Genomic DNA, 26,121 nt, shown 5'->3' with positions numbered 1-26,121 from the left:
ATGCCGAAGATCACCGTCAACGACGAGCCGAAGACGTTCCCCGATCCCCTCACCGTCGCGGACCTGCTCAATCATCTTGGCAAGGACGCGAAGAAGCTCGCGGTCGAGGTGAACCGCGCTGTCGTACCCCGCACCGACCACCCCGCCCGCGCGCTCCGAGAGGGCGACGCGGTGGAGATCGTCACCCTCGTCGGCGGCGGGTCGGGTGCGGTCGAACCGCCGTCTGACAAGCCGCTGAAGGTCGGGAAGTTCGTCTTCTCGTCGCGCTTGTTCACCGGCACCGGGAAGTACACATCGTACCCGCTCATGCAGCAGTGCATGGACGCGAGCGGGTGCGACGTGACGACCGTCGCGGTGCGCCGCGAGCGGCTCATCGACAAGGACGGCAAGAGCATCCTGGACTTCCTCGACCTGAAGCGGCTCACGATCCTGCCGAACACGGCCGGGTGCTTCAGTGCGGACGATGCGATCCGCCACGCCCGGCTCGCCCGCGAACTGCTCACTAACTTGGAGAACCCCGGTGCGGACTGGGTGAAACTGGAGTGCCTCGCGGACAAGCGCACGCTGCTCCCGGACCCGGTCGACACGCTGAAGGCGACCGAGCAGCTCGTGAAGGACGGGTTCACGGTGCTGGTTTACACGAGCGACGACCCGGTGCTCGCGAAGCGCCTGAAGGAAGCGGGCGCGGCGAGCGTGATGCCGGCCGGGAGCCCGATCGGGAGCGGGCAGGGGATTCTGAACCCGAACAACATTCGCATCTGCCTGGAGTATCTGAAGGAGAACGACCCGGACTACCCCGTAATCGTGGACGCGGGCGTGGGCACCGCGAGCGACGTGAGCGCCGCGATGGAACTCGGGTGCGACGGCGTGCTGCTGAACACCGCGATCGCCAGCGCGAAGGATCCGCTGCGAATGGCCTGGGCGATGCGCTACGCGACCGACGCCGGGCGCCTCGCGTACCTGGCCGGGCGCATCCCGAAGCGCCTCTACGCTAACGCGAGCAGCCCGACCGAGGGTATGATTGCCGGTAGTGGAAGCAAGTAAGGGGAGCCGCCATGAGTACCGCCGAAGTGCTGATGCCGTTGCCGAAACTGGTGCGCGACGCCTTTGAGGATCGCGACCACTACGAGATCGTTGACGGCGTACACGTGGAGCTGCCGCCCATGAGTGTCGACTCTCAGGTTCTGGCCTCTCGCTTGCTCCGCCACCTGAGCAACTACGGAGTTGCCCAGGATCTCGGCGAGGCTTACGCGGAAGTCCTGTTCAAGTCGCCCTCCAAGAAGGACCGGAACCGGAGACCGGACGTTGCGTTCGTGTCGTACACGCGGTGGTCGAAGTACCAACCGATGCCGGACACGAACGCCTGGGACGTCTTGCCGGACCTGTGCGTTGAGGTGGTCAGTCCCAACGATACGGGTGACGAGATCGAAACGAAGGTGGACGAATATTTGCAGGCGGGCGTGACCCTCGTGTGGGTCGTCTACCCGCGGCAGGAGCGGTTCTACGTCTACGAGTCCGCGAGCCGGGTGCGCCGATTGACACGTGTCGATACGCTCGACGGCGGCCCGGTGCTGCCCGGCTTCGCGCTGCCGCTCTCCGAACTCTTCCTGCAACCACCCACGCCTCCGGTCAACCCGCCGGTGCAGCCGTGAGTGAAGATGAGCAAAATGCCGCGAGAGGGAGAGGGACGAATGGCCAAGGGCGTTCGATTCAAGAAGACGGGGCGCGAGATCAAAGCCGCTGCAAGCGCGCGGTTGGATCAACTCCGGTCGCGTTTGGCGCGTCGCGACAGCGCGCTTGAAACGTTCCTTCAAGATCGGGCATTGGTCCGGTCGTACCTCGTCCGTGCGATAGGCGGACGGGTTCGGTATCGCAACCCCGAAGACGGCACCCCGTTGCATTCCGAGTCCGAAATCTCCAGTGAGCAGATGGAAGAGATCCGCAAAATCTGTGAGCGGATATTCGAGCTGGAAACGGAAATTCGACGGTTGCGACTCGTGGTCATGCACCTCGCAGACGACGAAGAATTCGAGTTGAACTTTGCCCAACTCTCCGCTTACGGCTTCGAGTCATCGTGAGGCTGCTTCTTATGCCCGACGAAGTGCCCGCTCCTCCGAAATTCAGAATGTACATCCTTGTCCGCGAATCGGTGCCGGTCGGGTTCGCGGTACTCTCTGCGGCGCATGCCTCGCTCGCCGCGTATCTGCGCTTTGCAGACACGCCCGAAGTGAAAGAGTGGCTGGCCGGGCCGTTTTACAAGACGGTGTGCCGCGTCAGTGATGCGGAGTTCGAGAGGGCGAAAGAGGAGCCGGAACACGTCGTAATCACTGAATCGGCGCTCGACGGGCAAGAGGTCGCGATCGCGTTCAAGCCGCGTGCCGAGTACCCGAAAGTGTTTCGGTTCTTCACGCTCTACAAATGAGGCTCCTCACCTGTTCGGGAGCCTCATTCGCTGTCGCGCAACTCACCCCCGGCTCGCGGCCAGGACTTCGGGTAGCACTTCCGCCAGTCGGTCGATTTCGCCCTCGGTCGTGTAGAAGTGGTGGCTCACGCGGACCAGCGAGCGGTTCGGGCGCTCGATCACGGGGATTTCCACGCGCCGCGCCCAGAACTCCTTTCGCAGCGCCGGGGCACTGAGACCGGGCGGTAGTTCAAACGCAGTCATCGCGCCGCACATTCCCGGGGTGGTCGGGGTCGCGAGCGGCAGGCCGGTGCCGCCGATCACCTTGCGCGTGTACTCTGCCAGTTCCGCGATGCGCCCGCGCACGGCGTCGAATCCGAGTTCGGCCTGGAAGTCGATCGCAGTGGGCACCGCGAGCCACGGGCAGATGTCGCGCGTGCCTTCAAACTCCAGGAACCGGGTGCGCGGGGTACTGCCGTAATTGTCGCGCGCGTCCGGGCCAGCGGACGGCCTTAGCTCGTTCGTCGTGTCTCGCGGCCTGTCGCCCGCCGAGCCGGGCTTCACGGCCGCTCCAAGGGGGTATTTGTCCGCATAGTATCCCCAACTCACGTGGAGTGGTTGCAAGCGGTCCTCGTTGCCGGGGCCGATCACCAGGAACCCCGCGCCGCTCGGCGCGAGTAGCCACTTGTGCAGGTTCGCGGTGTAGAAGTCCGCGTTCACGTCGGACACGTTGAGCGGGATGTAAACGGGCGCGTGCGCGCCGTCTACGACCGTCATAATTCCGCGCTTCCGGGCTTCTGCACACAGTTCCTGGGCCGGGAGAACTAGGCCCGTCGGCGACAGGACGTGGCTGAAGAACAGCAGTCGCGTGCGCGCGGACATGGCTTTTGTTGCGGCCTCGACGATCGCACCGGGGTCGGTTGCCATCGTGGGGAGCGGGAACGTGCGGATCGTGAGCCCCTGGCGCTGCGCGACGCGCTCCCAGCACCAGATCATCGCGCCGTACTCGTGGTCCGACATCAGGATCTCGCCGGGCGCGTTCAACCGAAGCCCGGACGCGACCAAGTTGATCGCCGCGGACACGTTCGTGGTGAAGACGAGCCGGTGCGGTTTCGTGCCGAGGAACGCCGCGGTGCGCTCGCGCGCCTCCCATAATAGTGGTGGGGCTTGTCGGACGAAGAAGTCCGTCGGCCCGGCCGCGAGCCGCAACCGTAGCGCGGTGGCGTGGTCGAACACCGGGCGCGGGAGCGGCCCGAACGAACCGGTGTTGAGCATTGTGACGGTCGGATCGAGGACGATCCGGGCGCGGGCCGCGCCCCAATTGGGGGCCGCGCTCGGGTTCGGGGGTTGCTGACTTTCGTTGCGCATTCCGCACTCCGCGCGCCACATTGTTCCCGCGGGGTTGACAGACGCCTTCAGCCCCGCCATCGTCTAAGAATACATACCGATTCCCCTTACACAGGGCGGCGCGAGCCGTCGGGCGCCATGCCGAAAGACCGCGAGACCGAAGACCTCCCGCCCGACGAGTACCAGGGCGCCTACGGGACGCGCGCGCTCGAACTCGGCGACCTGGCCGAACTCAACCGCACCGCGCGCGAGAGCCCGTGGGCCGACGAGCGCATGGAAAAGGTGCTCGATAAGCTGTACGACGGGTGCGCGCGGCGCGCGGTGGAGCACGACGAGTTGTACGACGAGGTGCAGAACCTGCGGGCGAGCGGCGTCGGGCGCGCGTCGCCCAAACTGAAGCGCCAGATCGAGACCGTGGAGCAGCAGCGGGCCGAGAACCGGGAGTGGTTCGAGTCGTTCGACCGGCGCGTGTACCTGCTCCACGTGCAGATGGCCAACCGGGTGGACAAGAAGTTGCGGGAGGAACTGGTCGAGCGGTACCGGCTCCAGTTGGAGGTCCAGCGGTTCTACCAGAAGGTCCGGGCCGCGTTCACGAAGGCGGACGCCTACCTCGCCGCCCACGCGAAGAACGAGCGTGACGAAATCGACCTCGGCCCGGAGTTCGTTGATGACGTGGTCCGGGTGCTCCGGGATTCGTGGAAGGCCCTCAAGGGAATCGTCAAGGAGGCGCGCGAGACCGACCTGCCGGCGCTGACGTATTTTGAGGAGTGCGCCGACCTCGGGGACTTCATCCTCGAAGACAAGTTGGTGGCCGAACCGCCCCCCGATTACGCAAAGGGGTGGACCGGCAAGTTCATGAACCAGCTCCAGAGCGCCCGGCAAAAGTGCTCCCGACTGCACATCAAGAGCGTGAGCGGTATTTTGCGGCTCCAGGAGCGGATCGTCGCGAAGTGGAAAGCCGCACGCGAACCGATCCCTGCCGAAGTGGTCGAAGCGGAAGTGATCGAAGCCGAAGTGATTGACGCCGAAGTGATCGAAGCGGAAGTGATCGAAGCGGAAGTAATCGACGCCGAGGTCATTCCGTCCGAGCCGCCGGCGCCGGTCAAAACGATCGACTACGCGAAGGTGTTCGACTTCGACGGACTGGTGCCCGGCCCCCCGGTTGCCGCGGGGGACGTTTTCGCACTCGATGGCGACGCGATGGCGAGCGCGCCCACGGCGATGATGCCCGCACTGAGTTCGGAGCACGCGCCGATTCCCCCGGCGACCGGGGAGGGAGAACCGCCGACCAACCAGACCGCGTGGCTCGATCCGGTGAAATTGAAAGCAGAAAAGGCGAAGGCCGAAGCGAAGCTGGCCGAGATGCAAACGCGGACGGCTGCGCCCCAACCCTCTGCGCCGGCCGCAAAGGTCGCGTTCGGTGCGGGGGCGCCCGTGGTGCCCGGCACGAAATCGGTTCGGGGCCAGCGCCCGGCGCTCCGGATCACGATCGTGAAGCCGGGCGACGAGCCCCCCCTGGCGAAATAGCCCCGGTACCGCCCGGGGCACGGGCCTATTTCTTACGGAAGGTCGCTGTCACGCCGGGTTGCAGGCTGGGGTGCTCGAGCTCGTCGCCATCGAAGGTGACCGTAATCGTGCGCGGGCTCTCGCCGGCTTCGAGCTGGATCTTCAGGCCCTTCGTGCCCACGATGGCTTTCACCGTGTATTTTCCGGTCGCGGTCTGTGCGTTCGGGCCGAGCATCTTCGCGGTGAACGTCCCGTCGGCTTTGTAAGAGATTTCCTCTGTCGCCCCGCCCCCCAGATCCGCGGTCCACGCGCCCAGTAGCGCGGCCGTGTGTTTCTTCGTGAGCGCTTGTACTTGTGCGAGAGCGGTCGGCGTTCCCCCCACTGCGAAATCGCCGATGGGACCGGCGCCCGCACCCGCCCCGCCGGCTTTGGGCGGCACCGCTGGTCCGGGGTTCGCTCCTCCCAAGCCGGGTCGGATCGGCTGGATCGGTGGGACGCCGTTCGGGTTATTCATTCGAGGGTTGATGAGAGGGACTTCGCCGCCGTCGAGTGAAGTATTGCCCTTGGTGGTGACCTCGCTGTCCTTGTTTTCCTTGCGCTTCTTATCGTAGAGGAAGTAGGCGAGCACGAGCATGACGACGATGAGGACGCCGAGGATTACGAATCGGATCGGCGAGTTCTTATACGAGTGCTCGCCCTCTTCATCATCGTCGTCGTCGCGCTTCCGTTTCTTCTTCCGGGGTTTCTCGTCTTCCTCGTCGTCATCGTCCACGGCGGCGGCGCGGACGGCCTTTTTCCCGGCCGTCGTGCCTGCGCTCTTTCCCGTCGCGGGCTTGGTTATGACTTCCTCGAATTTCGCTTCGGGTTCTTCGACCGCGAAGTACGTTTCGCATTTGGGGCAGCACACCGTTTGTCCGACCGTGAATCCGGCGGCCGATTTCAGCCCGGCGTTGCACTCCGGGCACTTGATCTTGAGCAGACCCACGGGGGCACTCCGTGATGAAAAGGGATGGACGTTCTCCACAGTGTAACGGGGCGCGCACGCGCAAGCCACTCGCGTTCCGGTCGAGGTGCGCGGAAAGCGTGTGCTGGCGGCCCGGAACCGCAACGGTGGCCGCGCGATGGGACGCCCCGGGGCTTGCACGCGGCTTGTACTGGCCCGGGAAATGTACACGGACCGCGAGTTTAGCGCGACCGCCGATCCTGGCCGACGCACTTCAGGACGCCGGCTGTGATAGCGCCGATGTACTGGAGCACGTCCGCGGTCCGGGGCCGCACGTCCGTGGGTGCTGGGTCGTGGACTTGGTGCTGGGCAAAGAGTAGCGGGGTGCGTTCTGTTCGCGCGCGAGCCGTATAACACGCGCGGCGCACTTGTGCCGCCTCAAATCGATGACCAAAATGATTCTCGAAGTCGGCGCGATCGCACAAGTTGCACGGGCTTTTGAGTTGTCAGGAACTGGGGCAGGTGATGACGTTACCACTGAGTCGGACCGGGACCATTCGTTTGCAACTGCGCCCCGGGCACGACCCCGAGAGGATTCTCGACCGACTGGCCCGCGCGCTCCGAGAGGTTCGTGCGAAAGAGGTGCGCCGGGAACCTGGGGCGGTCGTTTTCGTCGGAGGGATGTTTCGGCGCGTACCGCGGTCGAACTTGCTCGGGCCGATCGGGTGGGGGCGGATCGAGGTCGTCCGCCAACCGACGCACGTGGAGGTGCGGTACCGGTTGGTGTTTACCGAGCTGATTGCGATGACGATCATTCCCTTTGGGGTCATGTCGGGCCCACTCGTCGCGGGCGGGCCGGGCCATTGGCTATCGCTTGCTGTCCCCATGACGGGCGTGTGCGCGGTAGCGCTTGGCGTCAGCATTGCAATCGCGCTCGTCCGGTTCCCCGCCTTCATTCGCCGCGAGGGGGGCGTTGCGGGCAGCACCACCGTTACGGCCTGACGGTGTGCGGCACCGGGGCTGTGTTTTTGAGTGCAATGAACTGACCAGTTTCTCGGAACCCGCCATGCCGCCCAAATAGCCAAGCGGCCGCTATTCTGCAACGAGTCCGGTAACTGGCCAGGAACCCGGATTCGTGCCGCGGTTCCCGAAACGCGAGCGAAATACCGGGCGCCAAACTCGCGCCCCCGGTTGCCGTCTGGACACTTCCGCAGAACAATAGGCAAGATAGGTTCCCGCCGTCCCCGCCCAATTCCCCTTTCCCAATCTGGAGTTGCTCCTGATGCAACGGTTCGTCTTTTCCGCGCTGTTCGCCGCGGCCGTGTTCATCGGCCCCGGGAGCGCCGCGAACGCTCAAGAAAAATGGGCGACGATCAAGGGCCAAGTGGTGTTCCCGAAGGACAAGGAGCTGCCGAAGCGCGCGACGCTCAACGTCACCCAGGACAAGGAGCACTGCACCAGCAAGGGCGACCTGCTCGACGAGTCCGTCCTCGTGAACCCGAAGAGCAAGGGCATCAAGAACGTGGTGGTGTTCCTGCGCCCCGACGACACGGATCTGAAGGCCGAGTTCCCGAAGGACAAGATTCACCCGGACGACGCGAAGCGGAAGCCCGGCGAACTGGTCATCGACCAGCCGTGCTGCATGTTCGGCCCGCGCGTCTCGGTGGCCCGCGTCGGTGACAAGCTCGTGGTGAAGAACTCCGCCCCGGTCGCGCACAACTTCTTCTGGGACACCGCCAACAACGGCACCCACAACAAGACCGTCCCGAAGCAAGAGGAGTGGAAGCTCCCCGACCCGCTGGTGAAGGAAAACACCCCGATCCAGTACAAATGTACCATTCACGGCTGGATGACGGGTTACGTCCGCATCTTCGACCACCCGTACTACGCGATCACCGACGAGGACGGGAAGTTCGAGATCAAGAACGCCCCGGCCGGGAAGTTCCGCATCGTGTACTGGCACGAGAACGGCGTCCGCGGCGGGGCCAAGGGGCGCGCCGGCGAGCCGATCGAGATCACCGGCCCGACGACCGAAGTGAAGCCGACCGAGTTCGATGTGAGCCCGAAGTAAGTCGAATGAAATCACAGGTTGAATGAAGACACGGGGGTTCCACCCTGTGCTACGGACGACGGCCCCTCCGGGGCGAAGAACAGGGGCTTCCTTGTCTTCGCCCCGGAGGGGCCGTCGTCCGTAGCACAGGGTGGAACCCCCGTGTCTTATTTCTTACTTCGGCGCTCTTCGTACATCCCTGGTTCCTTCGGGTTGTCGCTCACGAACCACGGCACTCCGTCGCGCAGGTACATTTTTCGTTGTTCCTGGTCGTTCAGTGGGCGCGCACCCACCCGGCCGAACACCCCGATCTGGTTCCCGTTCTCGTCCACCGCGCGGTCGCGGTCGAGTCCGCGGGCCACGCTCTTGATGTGCCCGCCGTGCGGCAACCGGTACGTCGCCACCAGGCGCGGGGTCGGGCGCGGCCCGAAGCCCTCGTACCCCGGCGTTTCCGGCGACATCAGTTGAACGATCCGCATCCCGTTCTTCCCGTCCGCGATGTACGCGAACAGGCTGTTGTACGTGATGCCGAGTTTCACATCGTGGGCGTCGTTGATGTGCCCGCCGGCGCTGTACACCTGATCGACCTTCGGCTCCTCGGCGTTCTGGATGTCGAGGATCACCAGCCCCCGCGAACCGGCCGCAACGTAGGCGTAGGTGCGGGCCAGGTAGACGCTGTGCGCTTCCGGGAGCCGGATCATCGACTTCGGAACGGGCTTGGCCGGGTCGGTGATGTCCAGAACCTTCACGCCCTCCTCGTCGCACACGTAGGCGTAGCGGAACTGCGTCGCGACCATGTGCGGGTGCTTCACGTGCTTCTCGCCGATGACCGAGGTCACCTTCGGCTTCTTCGGGTCATCAATGTCGATCACCACGAGGCCCGCGGCGCACGACACGTAAACGTAGTGCCCGTGGACCACCGCGTGCTTGGCGTCGTACAGGAGCCCGTCCGGGTTGAAGCACACTTCCTTCTTCAAGAAGTTGTTCACCGGGTTGCCGTCGATGGTGGTCGCGGCCCCGGTCAGGATCAGCCCCTCGTACTTGTCGCAGACGTAGAGGTACCCGAACAGCGGGTGGACCTTCTGTTCCTTGTTGCCCTCCATGTGCGTGCGGGTCGGGTCCACCGGCACCGTCGTCGGGGCCGCGACGTAGGTCGCGTACTTCGTATCGAGGTAGAACTTCTGGCCGACCGGCGAGACCGGCGCGGTCGTGATGCGCTCGGCGAACGCCTTGTCGTCGATGAACGCGATGTCGAACACGCGGACCCCGCCCTCGCCGCACGCGGCGTACAGGTACTCCCCGCGGTTCTGCACCATCAGCACCTCGGACTTCTTGAACGGCCGGCTCGCACCGGTCGCGATGTCGCGCCCCGGGTGCTCGTGCGCGTTCTTCAAGAGCCCGCCCTTCTCGGCGTGCTTCTTGTAGTTGTCCGGGTAGGCGTAGTAGTGCATGTCGCTGCCGAACACCGCTTGGGGCTCGGTGCTTTCCGTCACCTGCACCGCGAACAGTCCCTCCTCGCCGGCCCCGACCCAGGCGTACTTGCCGACGAAGTTCATGAACCCGGTGCCGTGCATGAGCAACTGGGCCATCCACGCGTTGTTGTCGTTCTTCTTCGAGAGGTGGCAGTCGCTGCACTGCTTGGTCTCGCCCACCCCGCGCCCGCGGACCGTGTGCGGCACGTTCGTGCTGAACGCGATGCCGCCGAAGCCCTCGGCCGAGATCGTCGGCTGCTGTACGTAGATCCCCTCGCGGTTCCCGTTGTGCGACCCCACGTGGATCGCGCAACTGGACCGGGCCGGGTTGATCTTGTTGCCCGTCACGTCGCCGTCGCGGGCGAGCATGTACGTGCAGTCCCGCAGCGTCTGGAAGTTGTACGCGGTGTAGTTCCGCTGCACGCCCCCGTCCGCGTGGAGCGTCGGCATCTTCATGTTGGCCCGCTGCGGTAAGTGGCACCCGAAGCAGCTCGGGTTCCAGGCCGAGTGGCACGTCATGCAGCTCATGTTGTCGTTGGAGTGGGCACAGCTCGCGCCGTCGGCGGGCAAGTCGCCCCACACCATTTTGCCGCTGGCCTTATCGACGCGGACGGTCTTCGCAAGCGCGGCCTTCTCGTTGTACCGAGCGTGGCCCTTTGTAATGGTGTCCTTCGTCTGCACCAGTTCCCACTGCAGTCCCTTCTCGACACTGGAGTTCTGGAAATAGCGCTTGGTGCCGTCCGGGGCCTCGCGGATCTCGAACCGCGGTGTGCCGAACGGCGTCTTCATGGCGAGCAGGTTCCGCCCCTTCCCGTCGGGCGCGGAGGTGTAGCTCGCGGGGCCGGACGTCTTCAGCGTGGCGTGGGTGCCCGCGGTGCCGTGGCAGTCCACGCACTGGATCTCGATCGCGGCCCGCACCTCCATGTGGAGCCGGTTGTTGCCGTGCATGTCCTGCGAGAAGTGGCAGTCCACGCAGTGCATCCCCTTCTCCATGTGGATGTCCATCATGTGAACGGGCTTCCCGGCGCGACACGAGTCGTTGAGCTTGGTTTCGGCTTCCCGAGCGGCCTGCGAGCCGGTCTTCGGGTCCGGGAACTTCGTGTCCTGGTGGAACTTGCGGGCCTGGTTCGGCCAGTCGACGCCCGCGGCCATCTTCTCCGCGGTGGGCGGACCGACGAACCCGCCGGCGTGGTCGATGTAGTTGCCCTTCTTGTCCTTCTTGAACACCGCGCGGAACGCCCAGCCGTGGCTGTGAAAGTCCGCGAAGTGGTTCTTCGATAAGTGCGGGTTCAGGTTCACGAGGTCCGCGGTGAACTGCGGATCGGACAGGTGCCCGCGCGCCGCGGACTCGTTCGGGTTCCGCAGCATCGAGCGGATCAGTTCTTCCGACGTCGGGTTCTTCTGCTTCGCCGGGTACATGTGTTTCCCGTCCGACTCCTCGTCGTACCACATGTACCCGATGTAACTGTTCATGACCGTGGTGCCGGGGTGGATGTGGCACACCATGCACTGGCTGGTCGGGATCGAGTTGGTGAACTTGTGCTCGATCGGGTGGCCCGGTTCGTTCTTCGGAATGGTCGGGTCGTCGCTGAAACTGGTCCCGCGGTTGCCGTACTTGGCGAACGGCCCGGAGTGGACCGGGGACCGGTCGTTCGCGTAGGCCACGTGGCACGCCGAGCACCCGCTGCTGCGGTAGTCGCCGGGGTTGTCGTTGGTGCCCAGGAAGTTCAGCGTGGGGTCGAAGAGGCGCGTCTTGTTCGCGCTCACGAGCACGGGGTCGGTCCGGTTGCTGGTGCCCAGCCCGCGGAGGCTGAGCCGGACGCGCGTGCGCCCCGGCTCGTCTTTCATTTCCGGGATGCCGATTTCGGGCAGGAACCGGCCGCCCGGCTCGAAGATCCGCAGCACGTTACCGGGCTGGCTCATCTCGAACCGCGGGAGCGGCACGAGTTGGGCCACCACCCCGCGCTTCTCTTCTTCCGGCGTGGGCGGCGGGTACGTTTTGAGCATCAGCGGGGCGCCGTTCATGCCGTAGGCCTCGCCGATGATCGAGCGCTTCACCGGGAGCGTGCCGTTGTTGTACGCCGCGGCCCCGAGCAACATGCAGCCCGTGTTCATGATCTGCTTGCGGTTCGTTTGCACCTCTTTGGGGTGGCACCCGCTGGTACCGCAACTGATGTGCGCGATGCGGAAATCGCCGGGGTTGATGAACCGGACGAACGCGGGCGATTCGTTGTTGAGCAGCGTGTAGGACCGCACCGGGTTGGCGGTGCTGGTCCAGAACTGGGGCATCTTCGGCAGGACGTGCGCCTTGTTCTTGTCGGTACACGAGGCGTCCCCGCCGTGGCAGTCGGTGCAGCCGATGCGGAGCGTGTCCTTGCCGTGCGGGTCGCCGACCCCCTTGTGGCACACCATGCACCCGGCGGACTTGGCGTAGGCCTCTTCGTGCGTCTGCTTCATCAGCTCGACGTTGGCGAGTTCCGGGGGCATCGGGAACGGGTCGGCCGGGTCCGTGGACCACTCGGGGTTCTTGGGGTCGCGGGTACCGTCCCCGGCGGCCGGGAGTACCGCCGACTTGGGCGCGCTGACCGCGGGCGGCTGGTTGGCGTAGGCGACCACCGCGCACAGCGTGAGTACGCACGCGAGCGGCAGGAACATCACGAGTGCCCGGAGCGCCGCGCGGCGAGCGCGGCGGTGCGGATAGCGACCTGGAACCGGTGTATCGACCGCGTCCATGCGGAACTCCCCCCGATAATCCGCGGATAGCGCAGAGAACCGGCGGCTATACCCGGCCCCATCACGCTGTCAAGAGTATCCGAACGAAAAAGTATGGCCGTTTAGACTGGGTAAAATGCGGCCCTACGCCCGGCAGGACGCAACAGGTTAAAGGCGGTCATGGCTTCTTTCCTCGTTAGTGGTTGCGATTTGCAACTTAACGAGGTATACTGAAAGTGTGGTTGCATCTTGCAACCAGCTCGGAATATTCGGAGGGAGCCATGAAACGCACGAGTTTCGCGAAGGAGGAGTGCCCGATTGCGCGGTCGTTGGACACGGTGGGCGACTGGTGGGCGCTGTTGATTGTGCGGGATGCGTTTACCGGGAAGAAGCGGTTCGGGGAGTTCCAGACGAGCCTGGGTGTGGCGAAGAACATCCTCACGGTGCGGCTCAAGAAACTGGTCGCCGACGGGGTGCTGGAAATGGTCCCCGCGTCCGACGGGAGTGCATACAAGGAGTACGTGCTTACGGAGAAGGGGAGGGGGCTACTGCTCGTGTTGGTCGCACTGGGGCAGTGGGGGTGCGGGGAGTCCGAGTTCGCGCTCGTGGACCGCAAGAAGGGAAAGCGCGTTCAGCTAGAACTGCGATCGGAAGACGGGCGCAAGCTCGATTTGGCCGACGTGCAACTGGTGCCCGCGCCAGCGCCCGTGGAGTAGCGGAACGTCCGTGTTCCGCCGGAATCGGGCCGTGTTCCCGTGGCGTTTACTTCCGACCCGGAACGCGGAGCGCTCACCGGCCCGCCGGGGTTCCGTTTAAACTGGCGTTTGAACACAACCCCGACGGGCGGGGTTGGGGCCGGCTGTTCCAACGTTAGTTTGAACGGAACCCCAAGCGGGCCGGAAAAAGCGATCCTCGTGTCGTAAGGGCACAATCTGCTCGGACGACGCAACATCGTCCCGCTGCAACGCAGCGAGCTAAACCGACCACGAGAACAGGTTCACACGATACCCGGACCGCTGGCCGATGCAAGCGCCGGGGCAAAGGCTCGCGGAGCGAGCGGATCGTGCGCACGAATGCGGTAAGCGAGAATGGTTCGCAATGCCCGTATCAGTTGGGCACGAGGTGGCGGAACCAGTCGTCCGCGGCGCGGGCTTCGGCGGGCGAGATTTCGCCGTTGCCGTCCGTGTCGATCCGCTTGAACTGCTCATTGGTCCCGATGAATTCGGCTCGCGTGAGCTTCCCGTCGGTGTTCCGGTCCATGTTTCGGAACCAGTCCGTGAGGGCCGGATCACCCTCGGCCGCCATCGAGCGCGGGCGGCGCTCCTCCTCGCGGTTGGCGTGCTCGCCCCCGCGCCGGGCCTTGACAATTCCGGTCACAACGAGCGCCGCTACGAACAGCCCCAACAACCCGAACGCGATCACGTTTGCCGGCCGCAGTTCGCCCATCGGATGCCCTCGTGAGGCGCGACGGTTCCAGTACGCAGCGCGGGGGCGGACGGTTCAACAGGTGCCCGCATAACGTGCGTGACGCGGCCCGTTATGCGACCGCCCGGCGCGGCCCTTCCTTTCTCGGTTCTCATTGCCTATTCCTACCCGTCGCGGGCGTTTCCTCATTCGGCGAGTGCGGTACGATGAAAATCACCAGGGCGGTCATTACTACCGCCGGGCGCGGGCAGCGCGCGTTGCCCGTTCAAACGCTGGTCGATCGGGACGGCGTCGAGAAAAAGGCGCTGGAGATCGTCCTCGACGAAGTCGTAGGTGCCGGGGCCGAGGCCGTCTGTCTGGTGATCGCCCCGGGTGATGAATCGGTCTACCGAGCCGCGGCCGGGCCACACGCGCCGCTACTCACCTTCGTCACGCAGCCCGAACCGCTCGGCTACGGGCACGCGGTGCTGCTCGCGCGCGCGTTTACCGCGGGCCAGCCGTTCCTTCACCTCGTCAGCGACCACCTGTATGTGGCTCGCGGCGCGACGCGGTCCGCGCGGCAAGTGGCGGACCTGGCGCGGGCGGAAGGGTGCGCGGTGTCGGCGGTGCAGCCCACGCGCGAGAGCGTGCTGCGGTTCTACGGGACCGTGGGCGGGCGCCGGGTCGCGCTGCGCCCGGATCTCTACGAAATTCAGCACGTTCTCGAAAAACCCACGCCCAGCGAGGCCGAACAGGTGCTCTCCGTGCCCGGGGTGCGGGCCGGCTTCTATTTGTGCTTCTTCGGCATTCACGTGTTCACACCGCTGGTGATGGACATCCTCGCTGAACAAGCGGCACTGGACCGCGGCGGGCGCCCGCTCGATCTGTCGTCCACACTCGCTGAACTCGCCCGACGCGAGCGTTACCTCGCACTCGAAGTGGCCGGTCAGCGACACAACATTGGACTGAAGTACGGGCTGCTCACGGCCCAACTCGCGCTGGCCCTCGACGGTGTGGACCGCGAGAAGATCCTGGCCCAAATCGTCGAACTCCTCGCCCAGCGGAACGGCGCCGCCGAATGATGGAGCGCGTAATCGGGGGCAGCCCCCGGCGCGATTCTACCGTGGTGCGGCTCACCATCTTCGCACGGATACGTATGCTCCTCGACATCATCACGTCTTCTGACCCCGCCGTGCGGAACACGCCGCTGGCCGCCGCGTGCCGCAAGCTGAGTTATTCCGAACTGCTCGCCGAGCGCGCCGCCCTCGACCGGTTCCGCCGCGCCAGCACGAACCTCTACGACCGCGTGCGCGCGCTGTTCTTCCTCTACGCGATCGACCGGTTCCACCTGCCCGCGCGCCCGGAACTCCCCACCAGCGGGCGCATCCCCTATGCCGGCGTCGAGCGCCTGTTGGCCCGGCGCTTCGACGAGGCCGTGCGCCTGTTCCGTGCCGAAGAACAGGCCCGCGGGCCGAGCGATCCCGTGTGTAGCGCGCTGGCCGTGGCGCACCACGCGCTCGCGTTCCAAACACTGGCGGATCAGGTGCGCGCCAGCGTCCGCGGGGTTGCGGGTAACCGGTGGATGTTCCGCACCGGGTCGGCCGATGAGCACCCGCTGCGGGTGCGCCCCGAACTGCGCACCCGAGCGACCCCGGGCGGGGCGTTCCCGGTGCTGCGCGAGCGCACGCCGGTGCGCATGGACCTCTCGCACTCGTGCTGGAGCGACATCTTTTTCCTCGGGATGGACTACCCCGAAGGCGCGCGCGTTCTGAACGTGTCAATCGACCTCGGGGTGAACGGGCGCGACGCGCACCCGCGCCCGCCCATCGAGGTGTACTTCCGCGTGATCGACGAACCGGTGCTGCGGCTCGTCAGCGTCGATCTCGACACCGCGGCCGATGTGAAGTCGCTCGCCGAGGTGTTCGACTTCGCACGCGACTACTTGGGGCTGCTGAAAGCGGCGGTCATCGCGTCGGGTCTGATTCCGCCTGGGCTGGAGGGCGTGCGCCAGGAACTGAAGCAGGTGCTCGAAGCGTTAGTCGGGCCGGGGTTGGGCATCGAACTCGTAAGTGTTGTGAACGACATCCCGAAGGGCTCGCGGCTCGCGGTGTCCACGAACTTGCTCGCGGCCCTCATTTCGGTGTGTATGCGCGCGACCGGGCAAGCGAAGGCGCTGACGGGCGGGCTCACGGAATCCGAGCGCCGGCTCGTGGCCGCCCGCGCGATTCTGGGCGAGTGGATCGGCGGGTCGGGTGGTGGGTGGCAGGACTCGGGCGGGGTGTGGCCCGGGATCAAGCTCATCGAAGGCACTTTCGCGGCGGAGGGCGACCCGGAGTTCGGCGTCAGCCGCGGGCGGCTCCTCCCGCGCCACACGGTCCTCGGCCCCGATCGCGTGTCGCCCGAAGCCCGCCAGCGCCTCGAAGACAGTCTGGTACTCGTTCACGGCGGAATGGCGCAGAACGTCGGCCCGGTTCTGGAGATGGTCACCGAAAAGTACCTGCTGCGCGAGGAGCGCGAGTGGGCCGCGCGCCAGGAGGCGCTCGGGATCTTCGACGAAATCGCGTCTCACCTCCAGAGTGGCGATGTGAAGCAACTCGGTGGCGCCACCACGCGGAACTTCGCGGGGCCGATTCAAACGGTTATCCCGGCCGCGACGAATGCCTTTACGGAAGCGCTGATCGCGTCCGCGCGGGCACAATTCGGCACGGATTTTTGGGGCTTCTGGATGCTCGGCGGCATGTCCGGCGGCGGGATGGGGTTCATGGTCGCGCCGAACCGTAAGCGCGAAGCACAAACCTATCTGCGTGCGGAAATGGGGCGCTTGCGGAACGCGCTGCGAACGAGCCTGCCGTTCGCGATGGAACCGGTCGTTTACGACTTCGCGATCAACCCGAACGGCACCACCGCCGACTTACTTCCGCTCGATGAGGCGTTGCTGCCGCGCGGGTACTACGCACTCCTGGTGCCGCGCTGGTTGCGCGAAGACCCGCGCGCCGTGCCCGCGTCCCGGCGCGCGGAACTCGACCGCGTGGGGCAGGCCGCCCGCCGAAACCCCGATCTGTCCGGGCTGGTGGAATCGCTCTTCGACCGGATGTTGCCGAGCGCGCCGACCTCCCCGACGCGGAGTGGCAATATCACCGAACTGCTGACCGCCAACGGCTTCGACCGCGACCAGCACGAGCGCATCCGCACCGACCTGCGCCGCGGACTCATCGGCCTCGCGCTGAACCGGCTCCCGGCTTCGACCGTTGTGGAGGACGTGCGCGCGGGGGACGTGGTGGACGCACGCGGCGGTTTGAGTGCGGCCCACGAATCGCGCGGGCGCGCGGCGCTGGCCGCGGGGGAGGTCGCGGTGGTGACGCTGGCGGCCGGGGCGGGCAGTCGGTGGACCCAGGGCGCGGGCGTGGTGAAGGCGCTGCACCCGTTCGCGCGACTCGCCGGGCACCACCGCACGTTCCTCGAAATCCACCTCGCGAAGAGCCAGCGCACCTCGAACACGTTCGGCGCGCCGGTGCCGCACGTCTTCACCACGGGGTACCTCACGCACGACCCCATTGCCGCGCACCTTCAGGAAAATCGGTCTTACGGCTACCCGGGACCGGTGCGTCTTTCGCGCGGGCTGTCCGTGGGGTTGCGATTGGTGCCAATGGAACGCGACCTGCGGTTCGCGTGGGAAGAAACCGCGCACCAGGTGCTCGACGAGCGCAAGCAACGGGTGCGCGAGAGCGCCCACGCCGCGCTCATCGGCTGGGCGCGCGGAGCGGGGGAGGGCGCGGACTATACCGACAACGAGCCGCTCCAGTGCCTGCACCCGGTCGGTCACTGGTACGAGGTGCCCAATTTGCTCCGCAATGGTGTGCTGCGCGATTTGCTCGCCGAGCGCCCGCAACTGAAAACGCTCCTCGTTCACAACGTGGACACGCTCGGGGCCGACCTCGACCCGGCAATACTGGGTTTGCACCTCGAATCGGGTCGGCAACTCACGTTCGAGGTGATCGGTCGGCGGCTCGAGGATCGAGGGGGCGGACTGGCGCGCGTGAACGGCCGGGTGCGGATTCTCGAAGGTCTGGCGATGCCGCGCGAAGAGGAAGAGTTCACCCTCAGCTACTACAACTCGCTGACAACCTGGGTGGACATCGACGGGCTTCTGAGCTTCTTCGGTCTCACGCGGAGCGACCTTTCGGACCCTGTGCGCGTGGGCGCTGCGGTGAGCCAAATGGCGACGCGCCTGCCGACCTATGTGACGCTGAAGGACGTGAAGAAGCGCTGGGGGCACGGGCACGAGGACGTGTACCCGGTGTGCCAGTTCGAGAAACTGTGGGGCGACATGACCGCGGTGGACGGCGTGGGCTGCGGGTTCGTGGCGGTTCCGCGGGTACGCGGGCAGCAGCTTAAAGACCCGGCGCAACTCGACGGCTGGCTCCGCGACGGCTCGGCCGACACCGTATCGCAGTTGTGCGCGTTTTCTGCGGGCGGGTAGAATGAGCCGTCTTCTGGCGAGTACAAATCGGGCGATCGTTTCTGGCCCGAGTAGCGATGGAGCGCCCATGAAAATTCGATTGACGCGCCGCCGGTTCGTATTGGGACTCGGCGCCGCGGCGCTGGGGGTCGGGGTGTGGACCTGGCGCATCGAGCCGCACTGGGTTACGGTCGTGCGGCGCGAGATGCCGGTTCACAACCTGCCCCCGGAACTGGACGGCAAGACGCTCGCGCAAGTGAGCGATTTACACGTGTGCCCGCGCGTCGATTCGGATTACCTCGCGGCGTGTTTGCGGGAGCTGTCCGCCCTGCAGCCCGATCTGGTTGCTGTCACGGGCGATTTCATGAGTCAGGGAAACTCGGAACGCATTGAGGACGTCGCGCGCGTGTTCGAGGCGCTCGCCGCGCCGCCGCTGGGTACGTTCGCGGTGCTGGGGAACCACGATTACGGCGAGCGCTGGTCCGATTCGCGGATCGCAGAGCAGCTCGTGCGCCGGCTGACGGATGTGGGCATCACCGTGTTGCGGAACGCGAGCCACGTCGTCGCGGGGCTTCGCATTGTTGGCGTGGACGACATGTGGGGGCCGAACTTCCGCCCCGCGGCCGTGCTCCCGAGCTTGACCGCGGACGAACCGGCCGTTGTGTTGTGCCACAACCCCGACGCCGTTGATTCCCCGGTGGATTGGGGCCGGTACCGGGGGTGGGTTCTCTCCGGGCACACGCACGGCGGGCAGTGCAAGCCGCCGTTTCTGGCCCCGCCGCTACTTCCCGTATCGAACACGCGCTACACGTCGGGGGCGTTCGACCTCGGGGACGGGCGCTCCCTCTACATCAATCGCGGGTTGGGGCACCTACTCCGAGTGCGGTTCAACGTGCGTCCCGAAATCACCGTCTTCCGGCTCGTGAAGGCGTAAGGCACCTTTTGGGAACAACTTCGTTGCGTGGGGCCGTCGCGAACTGCCAAGAAAACTCCGATCGTTCGCGGCCCCGACCTCCCGAAACGAATATCGCGAGGCGCTCGCCGTGCGAAAGAGGTCGCTCGCACCGGTAGCGAAACCTGCGCGCAAAGCCCGAGACCGGCGCCCGCGGAGACGTGATCGCGCGGGCGCCGTCGGCGCGGAAGACCAAATATGTGTAACATGTTTCGATTTTTAGTTGGATCTGGTAGTTTCATGGTGAGGTCGCCCTCTCCCCGACCCCAGCGAGGCTCGAAACCGTCCGGAACCACGGAGCGCCACCGATGGAACCCGACTCGGACCAGCGCCTGAACGCGGCCCTCGACGAACTCTTCGCGCTCGATACCGCGGGGGCCGAGCGCTACTTGCAAGAGCTGCGAACCACCGACCCCGAAGTCGCCGGGCGGTTGGACCACTTGCTCGGAATGTGCGGGGAGCCGCAACTCGCACCGACCGTCGAATCGCACAACAAGCTCCTTCCCCCACTCGGCCCGCCGTCCCTCGACATTTCGGGGCCGAACGGCGAACCCACGATTTCCGCGGACGGGCGCGGGACGCTCAGCTTTCCGCAACCGGCTCCCGCGTTCTTCGTCGGAACCGGGTGCAACGAATCGACCGCGCCCGGCCAGCTCCTGGGGCGCTACCGGCTCGTTCGCATGGTGGGTCGAGGGGCGTTCGGCGAGGTGTGGCAGGCGTTCGACCCGGTGCTGCAAAAATTCGTGGCGGTGAAGGCCCAAATTCCGCGCGAGCCCGGGCGCGAGCTCCCGCGCGACACGTTTCTCCGGGAGGCTCGCAAGGCGGCCGCGCTGCGGCACCCGGCGCTCGTTCAGGTTCACGACGTGGTCGAGAGCGCGAGTGGGTGGTACATCGTTTCGGAGTTCGTCGAGGGCGAGAGCCTTCGGGTCCGCGCCGAAGCCGGCCGGCTCCCGTTCGATCGGGCCGCGCGCATCGTCGCGTCGGTGGCCGGTGCGCTGAACGCGGCGCACCTCGCCGGGCTCGTTCACCGGGACGTCAAGCCCGCCAACATCTTGCTCGACCGGTCCGGTAACGTCTACCTCACCGACTTCGGGTTGGCCGTTCGCGAGGACGAACTGTTCGCGGAGCGGAGCCGGGTGGCGGGCACCCTCGCGTACATGCCGCCCGAACAGATCCGCGGGGACACGCACTTGCTCGACGGGCGCGCGGACATCTACGCGCTCGGGGCCGTGCTCTACGAACTGCTCACCGGGCGGGCGCTGTTCCGGGCCACGCACATCGAAGAGTACCGGGAACTGATCCTACGGCGCGAGCCGCGCCCGCCCCGCACCGTCGAGCCCGCCGTTCCCGAGGAACTCGAGCGCGTCTGCCTGAAGTGCCTCGCCAAAGAGGTTCGCGATCGTTACCGGACCGCGCAGGATTTGGCCGCCGACCTCGAAGCGTGGCTGGCGGAAACGACCCGGCCGGCGGTCGCGCCCCACGCGCGGCGCGCCGCGGCTCCGGGGGACTGGCTGAAGCCCGCCGCGGTCGGGGCCGGGACCGTGCTCCTGTTGGCCGGCTTCATCGGCTACGTGGTCTATGCCGGGGGAAATCGCTCGGGGGCGATCGCACACGTGGAGCCCGCCCCGAAGGTGCCCGCGGTGAAGGAGCTGGTTTGGCCCACGGGCCGCGCGGAGTGCAAGTGGGAAATACTCCCCGCGAACCGGCTCAAGGTATCGACCGACGTGGTCGGCTTGCTCCAGCTCGGCGAGGCAAGGGCCGATTCGTGGGAGTTTTGCGCGACGCTTCGGCAACTCAACAACGTCGGCTGGATCGGGCTGTTCCTGGGGCACCGGTTGAACCCGGCCACCGGCACGGTGGACTTCGAGTTGATCCAGATCGTCGTGGACCGCGACAACAAGGCCCATCTCAACCGGTCGGTCGAGAGCTACCGGTTCGACGCGCAACTCCCTACCGTTCACGGGAAGACCCTGGAGAGCGCGCCGGTTCCGGCCCTGCACGAGGAGAACAAGCTCCGCGTGATCGTGCGGAACAAGCGATTGGCCGAGGTGTGGTTCAACGACGTGGAGTACAAGGAACTCGGGGGCGCTGTGCCCGAGCTCCAACTGCCCGCGACCGGGCCGTTCGGTGTGTACACCCGCAGGAGCGAGGGCCTGTTCTCGAACCTGACGCTGGACGGCGCTTCTATTCCCCTACTCATCGACTCCAAACCGCGTGCCCCGGAGGGACCGTAATGGACCATTTCGCCCAATTCGCGCTGGTGGGCTTCGGCGGAATTCTGGCCGGCCTCTCCTTCGGCTATGTGCTTTTGAAGGCGATCGTCATGGCACGTTTCGCGACCCCGACCATAACCATCAACAGCGCCCCCTGCGCGAGCGGGCGGATCACCATTGGCGGCGTGATCGATGCCGATAACGCCGAGTTCCAGTTGAGGGCGCTCCACGTGAAGGTCTACGACAACCCGGCGACGACCGTCCCCGCGAACCCGCTTACCGAGTCGGGAGTGACCCGCTACGCCGTCACCGCGCTCCCGATCACCCACCCGGTCCCGGGCGGCACTACGGGTAACGACCTGGTCGCGGTCTGGGGCGAGTACACCGCGTGGACCCACGGCTCCAGGGCGTACCCCGCGTGCCCGGCGAGTTCGTCAGGGTCCTCGACCCACATGGTCCCGAAAGTGGTGTCCCCGGACCTCGACGCGGTGCCGCGCGAGGTCCGCGTGACGCTCGCGGTAGCGGGGGAACCGGCGCGCGGACCGGCGGCGGAACTGGCCGGGGCGCTGGGCCGGGCGCCCGGAACGGTGCTCCGGTACGTGCCCGAAGAGTCGAGCCCGTCCGAACCGTTCTGGCGGGCGCTCGGGGGCACGGACGTGATCCACGAGGCGACCCTCCGCTTGATGCACCGGGTGGACGGTACGGGGGCGCTCCTGCGGGGCGCGATCCTCGTCGCGGGGCAGCGCGTGGAATTGGTTTGGGTGACGAGCACCTGGCGCGCGAACGGGGCGAGCCGCTTTGTGTGCGAGTCGGACGAACCCGGTGTTCCCGCGCTCGTTGTGACCCCCGCGTGATCGCGGACAAAACAGCACAGCAAAACGAGTCGATCGGGCGCCGTGGTTCGTTCCCGGATCTCATCGAGAGACCCTGCCAAAATGTCTTCCGCCCATTTGCCCGCGTGCCGGCACCGCGGGGAGGAGTTGCTCCCCGACCGGTGGTTGTGTTACTCGGACCGACTCGTGCTCCGCACGGGGTTGGTGCCGAGCGAAACGTGCCGGGCACGGTGCCCGTATGTGGACCACGAACCCGCATCCGCCGGGGGCACCGAGCCGGATGCGCCGGGCGTCCGCGTCGAGTACCACCCCGACCTCGTCGCGGTCGGGGTCATCACCGCGCCGCGCCCGGTCGCGACGCTGCCACAAACGCTCGCGGAACTCCGGCGCGCGGGGTTCGCGCAACCGGTTCACGTCTTCGCCGAACCCGCGGCGCCGGTGCCCGAGCACCCGGGGCTGGTCCTTCACCCGAACGCCGCCCGACTCGGGTTGTGGGGGAACTGGCTGTCGGCGGCCCGGTGGATGCTCGAGGGAACGGGCGCGCCGTTTCTCCTGATTTGTGAGGACGACGTGCGGTTCAGCTCGTATGCGGCGCTGGCCCTTCAGCACGCGATCGACGTACTCCCGCGCGACAGTTGGGGGTACGTTTCTCTATACACGCCGCGCCACAACCTGCCCGATGCGAGCGGACCGGCCGGTTGGCGCCACGTGCCAGTGGGGGCGGGCACGTGGGGCGCGCTGGCGTGGTGCTTCACGCGCACGGGCCTTCGGGCGCTTCTGAGCTCGCGCACCGTTCGGACCCACGGTGACACGGTCGGAACCGATGAGGTGATTTCGCTGGCCGTGAGTGAACTGGGGCGGAAGAGCTACTTCCACGTACCGAGCCTCGGCGACCACACGGGCGGGGACAATTCGACCCAGGGGCACTACCACGGTCCCGGCGAGGCGTTCGGGATCGGCTTCTCACCGGCGTACCGCGGGTACCTTCCGAAATAACTTCCCCAACTGCCGCGACCGTCCCGCGGATGCGGGTCGAACAACTCTCGGGTAACACCCAATCGAGATTTCCGCTTCGTAGGGAGAACCGGGCGTTCGGCCCGGGCGCACCAAACGCAACGCGGAGAAAGTCGATGAGGACGTTACTGGCGAGTGTGCTCGTGGTCGGGTTGAGTGCCGCGGGCGCCGGGGCCGCCGACGAAACGTACACCATCAAGCTCTATCAGGGCAAGAAGGGCGACACGAGCGCGACCGAGAAGAGCGAGGGGACGAAGGTCACGGTTTTCGTCGACACCGCCGACACGAACGAAAAGGACGACGCGACAACGGACTCGCGCGAGTCCTACACCGAGGAGATCCTGGAGAAGAAGGCCGGCGACTCCCGGGCCACGAAACTGCTGCGAAAATATACCGTCGCCGAGAAAACCGTTCGGGGTGAGAAAGCCAGGGCCGTGTACGCGGGGAAGGCCGTTCTCATTGAAGAGAAGGGCGGTGCGTACCAGTTCAGCATTGACGGCAAGGCGCTCGACGAACGCGACGCGCCGGAGTTATACAAGAGCTTCAAGAAGAACAACAGGCCGAACAGTCGGGACTTCATGCCCCAAAACGCGGTCAAGGTTGGCGAGAACTGGAAGGTGCCCGCCGCCGAGAGCGCGAAAATGTTCAAAACACTCGGCGACGACAAGATGAAGGTCGATGCGGAGAAATCGACGATCGAAGGGACGTTGCTGAAAGCCTATAAGCGGAACGGGGCGCAGTTCGGTGTCATCGAGCTCACGGTCACGGTTATTGTGACCGAGGTCGAACTCGACGGACAATCGTTCAAGACCACGGCCGGTAGCAAAGTGGTCCTCAAGGGCACGCTCGATACGTGCATTGATGGCACTGTCGAATTCGAGGACGCGAAGGGAGAAACGATCATCGACATCACCGCCGAACTCCCCGACTCCGGGTCGATCACACTTCAGAGCACGATTACCAACGCCGCGAAGGTCGGTGCTCTGAAGAAGTGACTATCGCTGTTCGCTTCGCGGATTGAAGGGGAAGAGGAGAGTGCCAATAACGAAGCCGGGCGCACGTTGCGCCCGGCTTTTGCACTTCCTGCCTTCTCAAAACCACAGGTGAACCCCGCCCGCCAGGGCGGTGGGTGTGCTCATCGCCCTGGCGCTCGCATCGACTGCTCGCCCCGACCCCAGGTGAACCCCGCCCGCCAGGGCGGTGGGTGGAGGCGAGCACCCCGCCCTGGCGGGCGGGGTTCACCTTCCCGGTGTTACCTCGCGGCTAATCGGTAGTGATCCAGTGTGCCACGGGGAAACGTGTCCGGCGCTTCAACACGGAGCCAGCCGTCGGGGTCGAGATGGGCCCGGTGTCGAAGCGCCAAGCGTTCGCGCCGTGGCGGACGTAGACGAAGGTGCCGCGGTTCGGGAGCCGGCACAGCCGGTGGCCGCGCCCGAGTATGGCACGGAGAAGGGTCGCGTCCTCGCCACAGTTAACGGCTGGGTACCGTATCTGATTGTCGAGTAGCGATTTGCGAAACACGAGCGTGCCCCGTGGACGTCCCCGGCGAACATCCGCGCGTGCAGCGGGGCGGATCGACCAGAACTCGCCTTCCGGCAAAACGAGCACGCGATCGGTCACCAGCCCGGTGACGTCCGCGCCCGGGCGCAACGGTTCCGTCTGGTAGCTCAGTCGGTCGGCGGCGAACCAGTCGTCGTCGTCCCACTGGGCGATTAACGCCCCGCGCGAGTTCGCACGCGAGGTCGCGCTTCTCGCCGATCGTTACCACCCCGGGGAGCCGGAAGTAGCGCACGCCGGGGCGCCCGCGACCAGATCCGCCACGGAATCGGTGCCGTCGTCGATCACGACGAGTTCTTTATTCGGGTAGTCTTGCGCGAGGAAATTGTGGAGCGCGCGAGCGGAACGAACGCGCCGGTTGCGGGTCGGCATGATGCACGAGACGAGTTCGTCGGCCCGACTCGGCTCCGGGGCGAAAACGTCGGGCACGAGGTGCTCCTGTGGTGGCTGTGGCCGAATCCTACGAAATCAACGTCGACTCCGGCACGCCATTTCTGATTCGACATTTAGTGTTCGTGTGCCCATGAGGTGCGGCGTAAAATTGTGGACATGCGATCAGATTGGGTGGGGTCAAAAGACGAAATACCAATCAGCGCCCACTGCGGGCGCGAGCTTTTTTGACGTTTTTCGTAACAAATTGTGGTTTATGTGTTTGTGTCGAATGGCTAACAATTGCGGCCCCGAAAATGTTAGCCATTGTTAGTGGTTGTTTTCCTGTGATATTCGTCTGATTGGCTGGAAGTGGTGATCGGGAGCGATTGCTTGTTCGTGTTGGCTGGCACTGTTTCTGAAATCGCGACTCAACCGTGCTCCGGGTTCCGCAAAGGCGAAACGGAGTGCGTGCCCCGCCCACGTGCGGGGAAATCGAGCGACTCTCGAGCGAGGAGCTACTAGTGCCCCGGTCGGTGAACTTCAACATGGTTACGACCACGAAGTACGCACAGACCAAGAACGGTCCCACGAGGAACACGGCCAAGCGCCCGATACGGTCCTTGATTAACTGGCCCGCGGTGGTCGGGAGGACGCGGTTGCGCTTGTTTTGATACGTCGGTGCCGGAGGCGGCTGGAGTCCGATGGGTGGAATGGGTTACGCTTGGCATGGAGCGGCTCCTCAGCAGTTCTCGCGATATTCCCGCAGAAATCCGTTCTGAGGGGAATTGAGAGATAATTTTGAGGCGTCCGTTCCTCGTGGCTCCGGGCAATTATGGAGCCCCGCGGATTCGATTGAAACTTGAGCCCGGTGTTACTGCGACGGATT

At 65.7% G+C, this 26,121-nt stretch carries 21 protein-coding genes; 16 read left to right on the top strand and 5 right to left on the bottom strand.

Translation table 11 applies throughout. The features are described 5' to 3' along the window. From thiS to J8F10_RS35245, 4 genes are read left to right on the top strand one after another with little or no spacing between them, the layout of a single operon-like run. Positions 1–1,044, top strand: a complete 1,044-nt coding sequence (gene thiS, locus J8F10_RS35260; RefSeq protein ID WP_210662640.1) for a sulfur carrier protein ThiS — start codon at positions 1–3, stop codon at positions 1,042–1,044. An 11-nt stretch (positions 1,045–1,055) separates the two neighbouring features. Further along, complete coding sequence (locus J8F10_RS35255) at positions 1,056–1,652, top strand: Uma2 family endonuclease (protein ID WP_210662638.1); 597 nt, start codon at positions 1,056–1,058, stop codon at positions 1,650–1,652. Between the two features lie 39 nt (positions 1,653–1,691). Further along, positions 1,692–2,078, top strand: coding sequence for a hypothetical protein (locus tag J8F10_RS35250; RefSeq protein ID WP_210662635.1), 387 nt, complete (start codon positions 1,692–1,694; stop codon positions 2,076–2,078). Positions 2,079–2,125: 47 nt separating this feature from the next. Next, positions 2,126–2,422, top strand: a complete 297-nt coding sequence (locus tag J8F10_RS35245; RefSeq protein ID WP_210662633.1) for a hypothetical protein — start codon at positions 2,126–2,128, stop codon at positions 2,420–2,422. A gap of 42 nt (positions 2,423–2,464) precedes the next feature. Here J8F10_RS35245 and J8F10_RS35240 read toward each other — a convergent pair whose 3' ends face one another. Continuing rightward, the gene (locus J8F10_RS35240) at positions 2,465–3,769 is read right to left on the bottom strand and encodes an aminotransferase class V-fold PLP-dependent enzyme (protein WP_210662631.1); all 1,305 of its coding nucleotides are present in this window, start codon (positions 3,767–3,769) and stop codon (positions 2,465–2,467) included. 117 nt (positions 3,770–3,886) lie between these two features. On the opposite strand from J8F10_RS35240, the gene J8F10_RS35235 reads away from it, so the two are divergent. Then, the gene (locus tag J8F10_RS35235; RefSeq protein ID WP_210662629.1) at positions 3,887–5,275 is read left to right on the top strand and encodes a hypothetical protein; all 1,389 of its coding nucleotides are present in this window, start codon (positions 3,887–3,889) and stop codon (positions 5,273–5,275) included. A 25-nt stretch (positions 5,276–5,300) separates the two neighbouring features. Here the strand turns inward: J8F10_RS35235 and J8F10_RS35230 are convergent, their stop codons facing one another. Then, the gene (locus tag J8F10_RS35230) at positions 5,301–6,239 is read right to left on the bottom strand and encodes a hypothetical protein (protein WP_210662627.1); all 939 of its coding nucleotides are present in this window, start codon (positions 6,237–6,239) and stop codon (positions 5,301–5,303) included. Between the two features lie 125 nt (positions 6,240–6,364). On the opposite strand from J8F10_RS35230, the gene J8F10_RS35225 reads away from it, so the two are divergent. From J8F10_RS35225 to J8F10_RS35215, 3 genes are all read left to right on the top strand, one after another. Beyond that, positions 6,365–6,577: a hypothetical protein gene (locus tag J8F10_RS35225; protein WP_210663775.1), complete on the top strand. Its 213-nt coding sequence runs from the start codon at positions 6,365–6,367 to the stop codon at positions 6,575–6,577. A 145-nt stretch (positions 6,578–6,722) separates the two neighbouring features. Further along, entirely contained in the window at positions 6,723–7,199 is a 477-nt protein-coding gene (locus tag J8F10_RS35220) for a hypothetical protein (RefSeq protein WP_210662625.1), read from the top strand. A gap of 280 nt (positions 7,200–7,479) precedes the next feature. Next, positions 7,480–8,268: a hypothetical protein gene (locus J8F10_RS35215; protein WP_210662622.1), complete on the top strand. Its 789-nt coding sequence runs from the start codon at positions 7,480–7,482 to the stop codon at positions 8,266–8,268. A 146-nt stretch (positions 8,269–8,414) separates the two neighbouring features. On the opposite strand, the gene J8F10_RS35210 is transcribed toward J8F10_RS35215, so the two are convergent. Further along, positions 8,415–12,452: a hypothetical protein gene (locus tag J8F10_RS35210; RefSeq protein WP_210662621.1), complete on the bottom strand. Its 4,038-nt coding sequence runs from the start codon at positions 12,450–12,452 to the stop codon at positions 8,415–8,417. A gap of 260 nt (positions 12,453–12,712) precedes the next feature. Between J8F10_RS35210 and J8F10_RS35205 the strand changes: the two genes are divergently transcribed. Continuing rightward, positions 12,713–13,147 carry a winged helix-turn-helix transcriptional regulator gene (locus J8F10_RS35205; protein ID WP_210662620.1) on the top strand — a complete coding sequence of 145 codons (435 nt, stop codon included), beginning with the start codon at positions 12,713–12,715 and terminating at the stop codon, positions 13,145–13,147. Between the two features lie 391 nt (positions 13,148–13,538). Here J8F10_RS35205 and J8F10_RS35200 read toward each other — a convergent pair whose 3' ends face one another. Continuing rightward, a complete protein-coding gene (locus J8F10_RS35200) occupies positions 13,539–13,877 on the bottom strand; it encodes a hypothetical protein (RefSeq protein WP_210663725.1) in 339 nt (112 codons plus the stop codon). Between the two features lie 185 nt (positions 13,878–14,062). Here J8F10_RS35200 and J8F10_RS35195 point away from each other — a divergent pair, with 185 nt between their 5' ends. The 7 genes from J8F10_RS35195 (at position 14,063) to J8F10_RS35165 (ending at position 24,301) form a co-directional block, all read left to right on the top strand. Further along, on the top strand, positions 14,063–14,917 hold the full coding sequence (locus tag J8F10_RS35195; RefSeq protein WP_210662619.1) for a sugar phosphate nucleotidyltransferase: 855 nt from the start codon (positions 14,063–14,065) through the stop codon (positions 14,915–14,917). A 74-nt stretch (positions 14,918–14,991) separates the two neighbouring features. Continuing rightward, positions 14,992–18,315 (top strand): UTP--glucose-1-phosphate uridylyltransferase, encoded by a 3,324-nt coding sequence (locus tag J8F10_RS35190; RefSeq protein ID WP_210663723.1) that lies wholly within the window; start codon positions 14,992–14,994, stop codon positions 18,313–18,315. Positions 18,316–18,382: 67 nt separating this feature from the next. After that, on the top strand, positions 18,383–19,228 hold the full coding sequence (locus J8F10_RS35185) for a metallophosphoesterase (protein ID WP_210662618.1): 846 nt from the start codon (positions 18,383–18,385) through the stop codon (positions 19,226–19,228). 326 nt (positions 19,229–19,554) lie between these two features. Continuing rightward, a complete protein-coding gene (locus J8F10_RS35180) occupies positions 19,555–21,480 on the top strand; it encodes a serine/threonine-protein kinase (RefSeq protein WP_210662617.1) in 1,926 nt (641 codons plus the stop codon). After that, entirely contained in the window at positions 21,480–22,313 is an 834-nt protein-coding gene (locus tag J8F10_RS35175) for a hypothetical protein (protein WP_210662616.1), read from the top strand. The genes J8F10_RS35180 and J8F10_RS35175 overlap by 1 nt, the downstream gene beginning before the upstream one ends. An 81-nt stretch (positions 22,314–22,394) precedes the next feature. After that, positions 22,395–23,288: a hypothetical protein gene (locus J8F10_RS35170; RefSeq protein WP_210662615.1), complete on the top strand. Its 894-nt coding sequence runs from the start codon at positions 22,395–22,397 to the stop codon at positions 23,286–23,288. Positions 23,289–23,422: 134 nt separating this feature from the next. Beyond that, the gene (locus J8F10_RS35165) at positions 23,423–24,301 is read left to right on the top strand and encodes a hypothetical protein (protein WP_210662614.1); all 879 of its coding nucleotides are present in this window, start codon (positions 23,423–23,425) and stop codon (positions 24,299–24,301) included. A 766-nt stretch (positions 24,302–25,067) separates the two neighbouring features. Here J8F10_RS35165 and J8F10_RS35160 read toward each other — a convergent pair. Next, entirely contained in the window at positions 25,068–25,292 is a 225-nt protein-coding gene (locus tag J8F10_RS35160; protein ID WP_210662613.1) for a glycosyltransferase, read from the bottom strand. Positions 25,293–26,121 lie beyond the last annotated feature (829 nt).

Origin of the sequence: Gemmata palustris (genome assembly GCF_017939745.1) — a bacterium.
Lineage (GTDB): Bacteria > Planctomycetota > Planctomycetia > Gemmatales > Gemmataceae > Gemmata > Gemmata palustris.
This window is presented reverse-complemented; position numbering and strand designations above follow the sequence as displayed.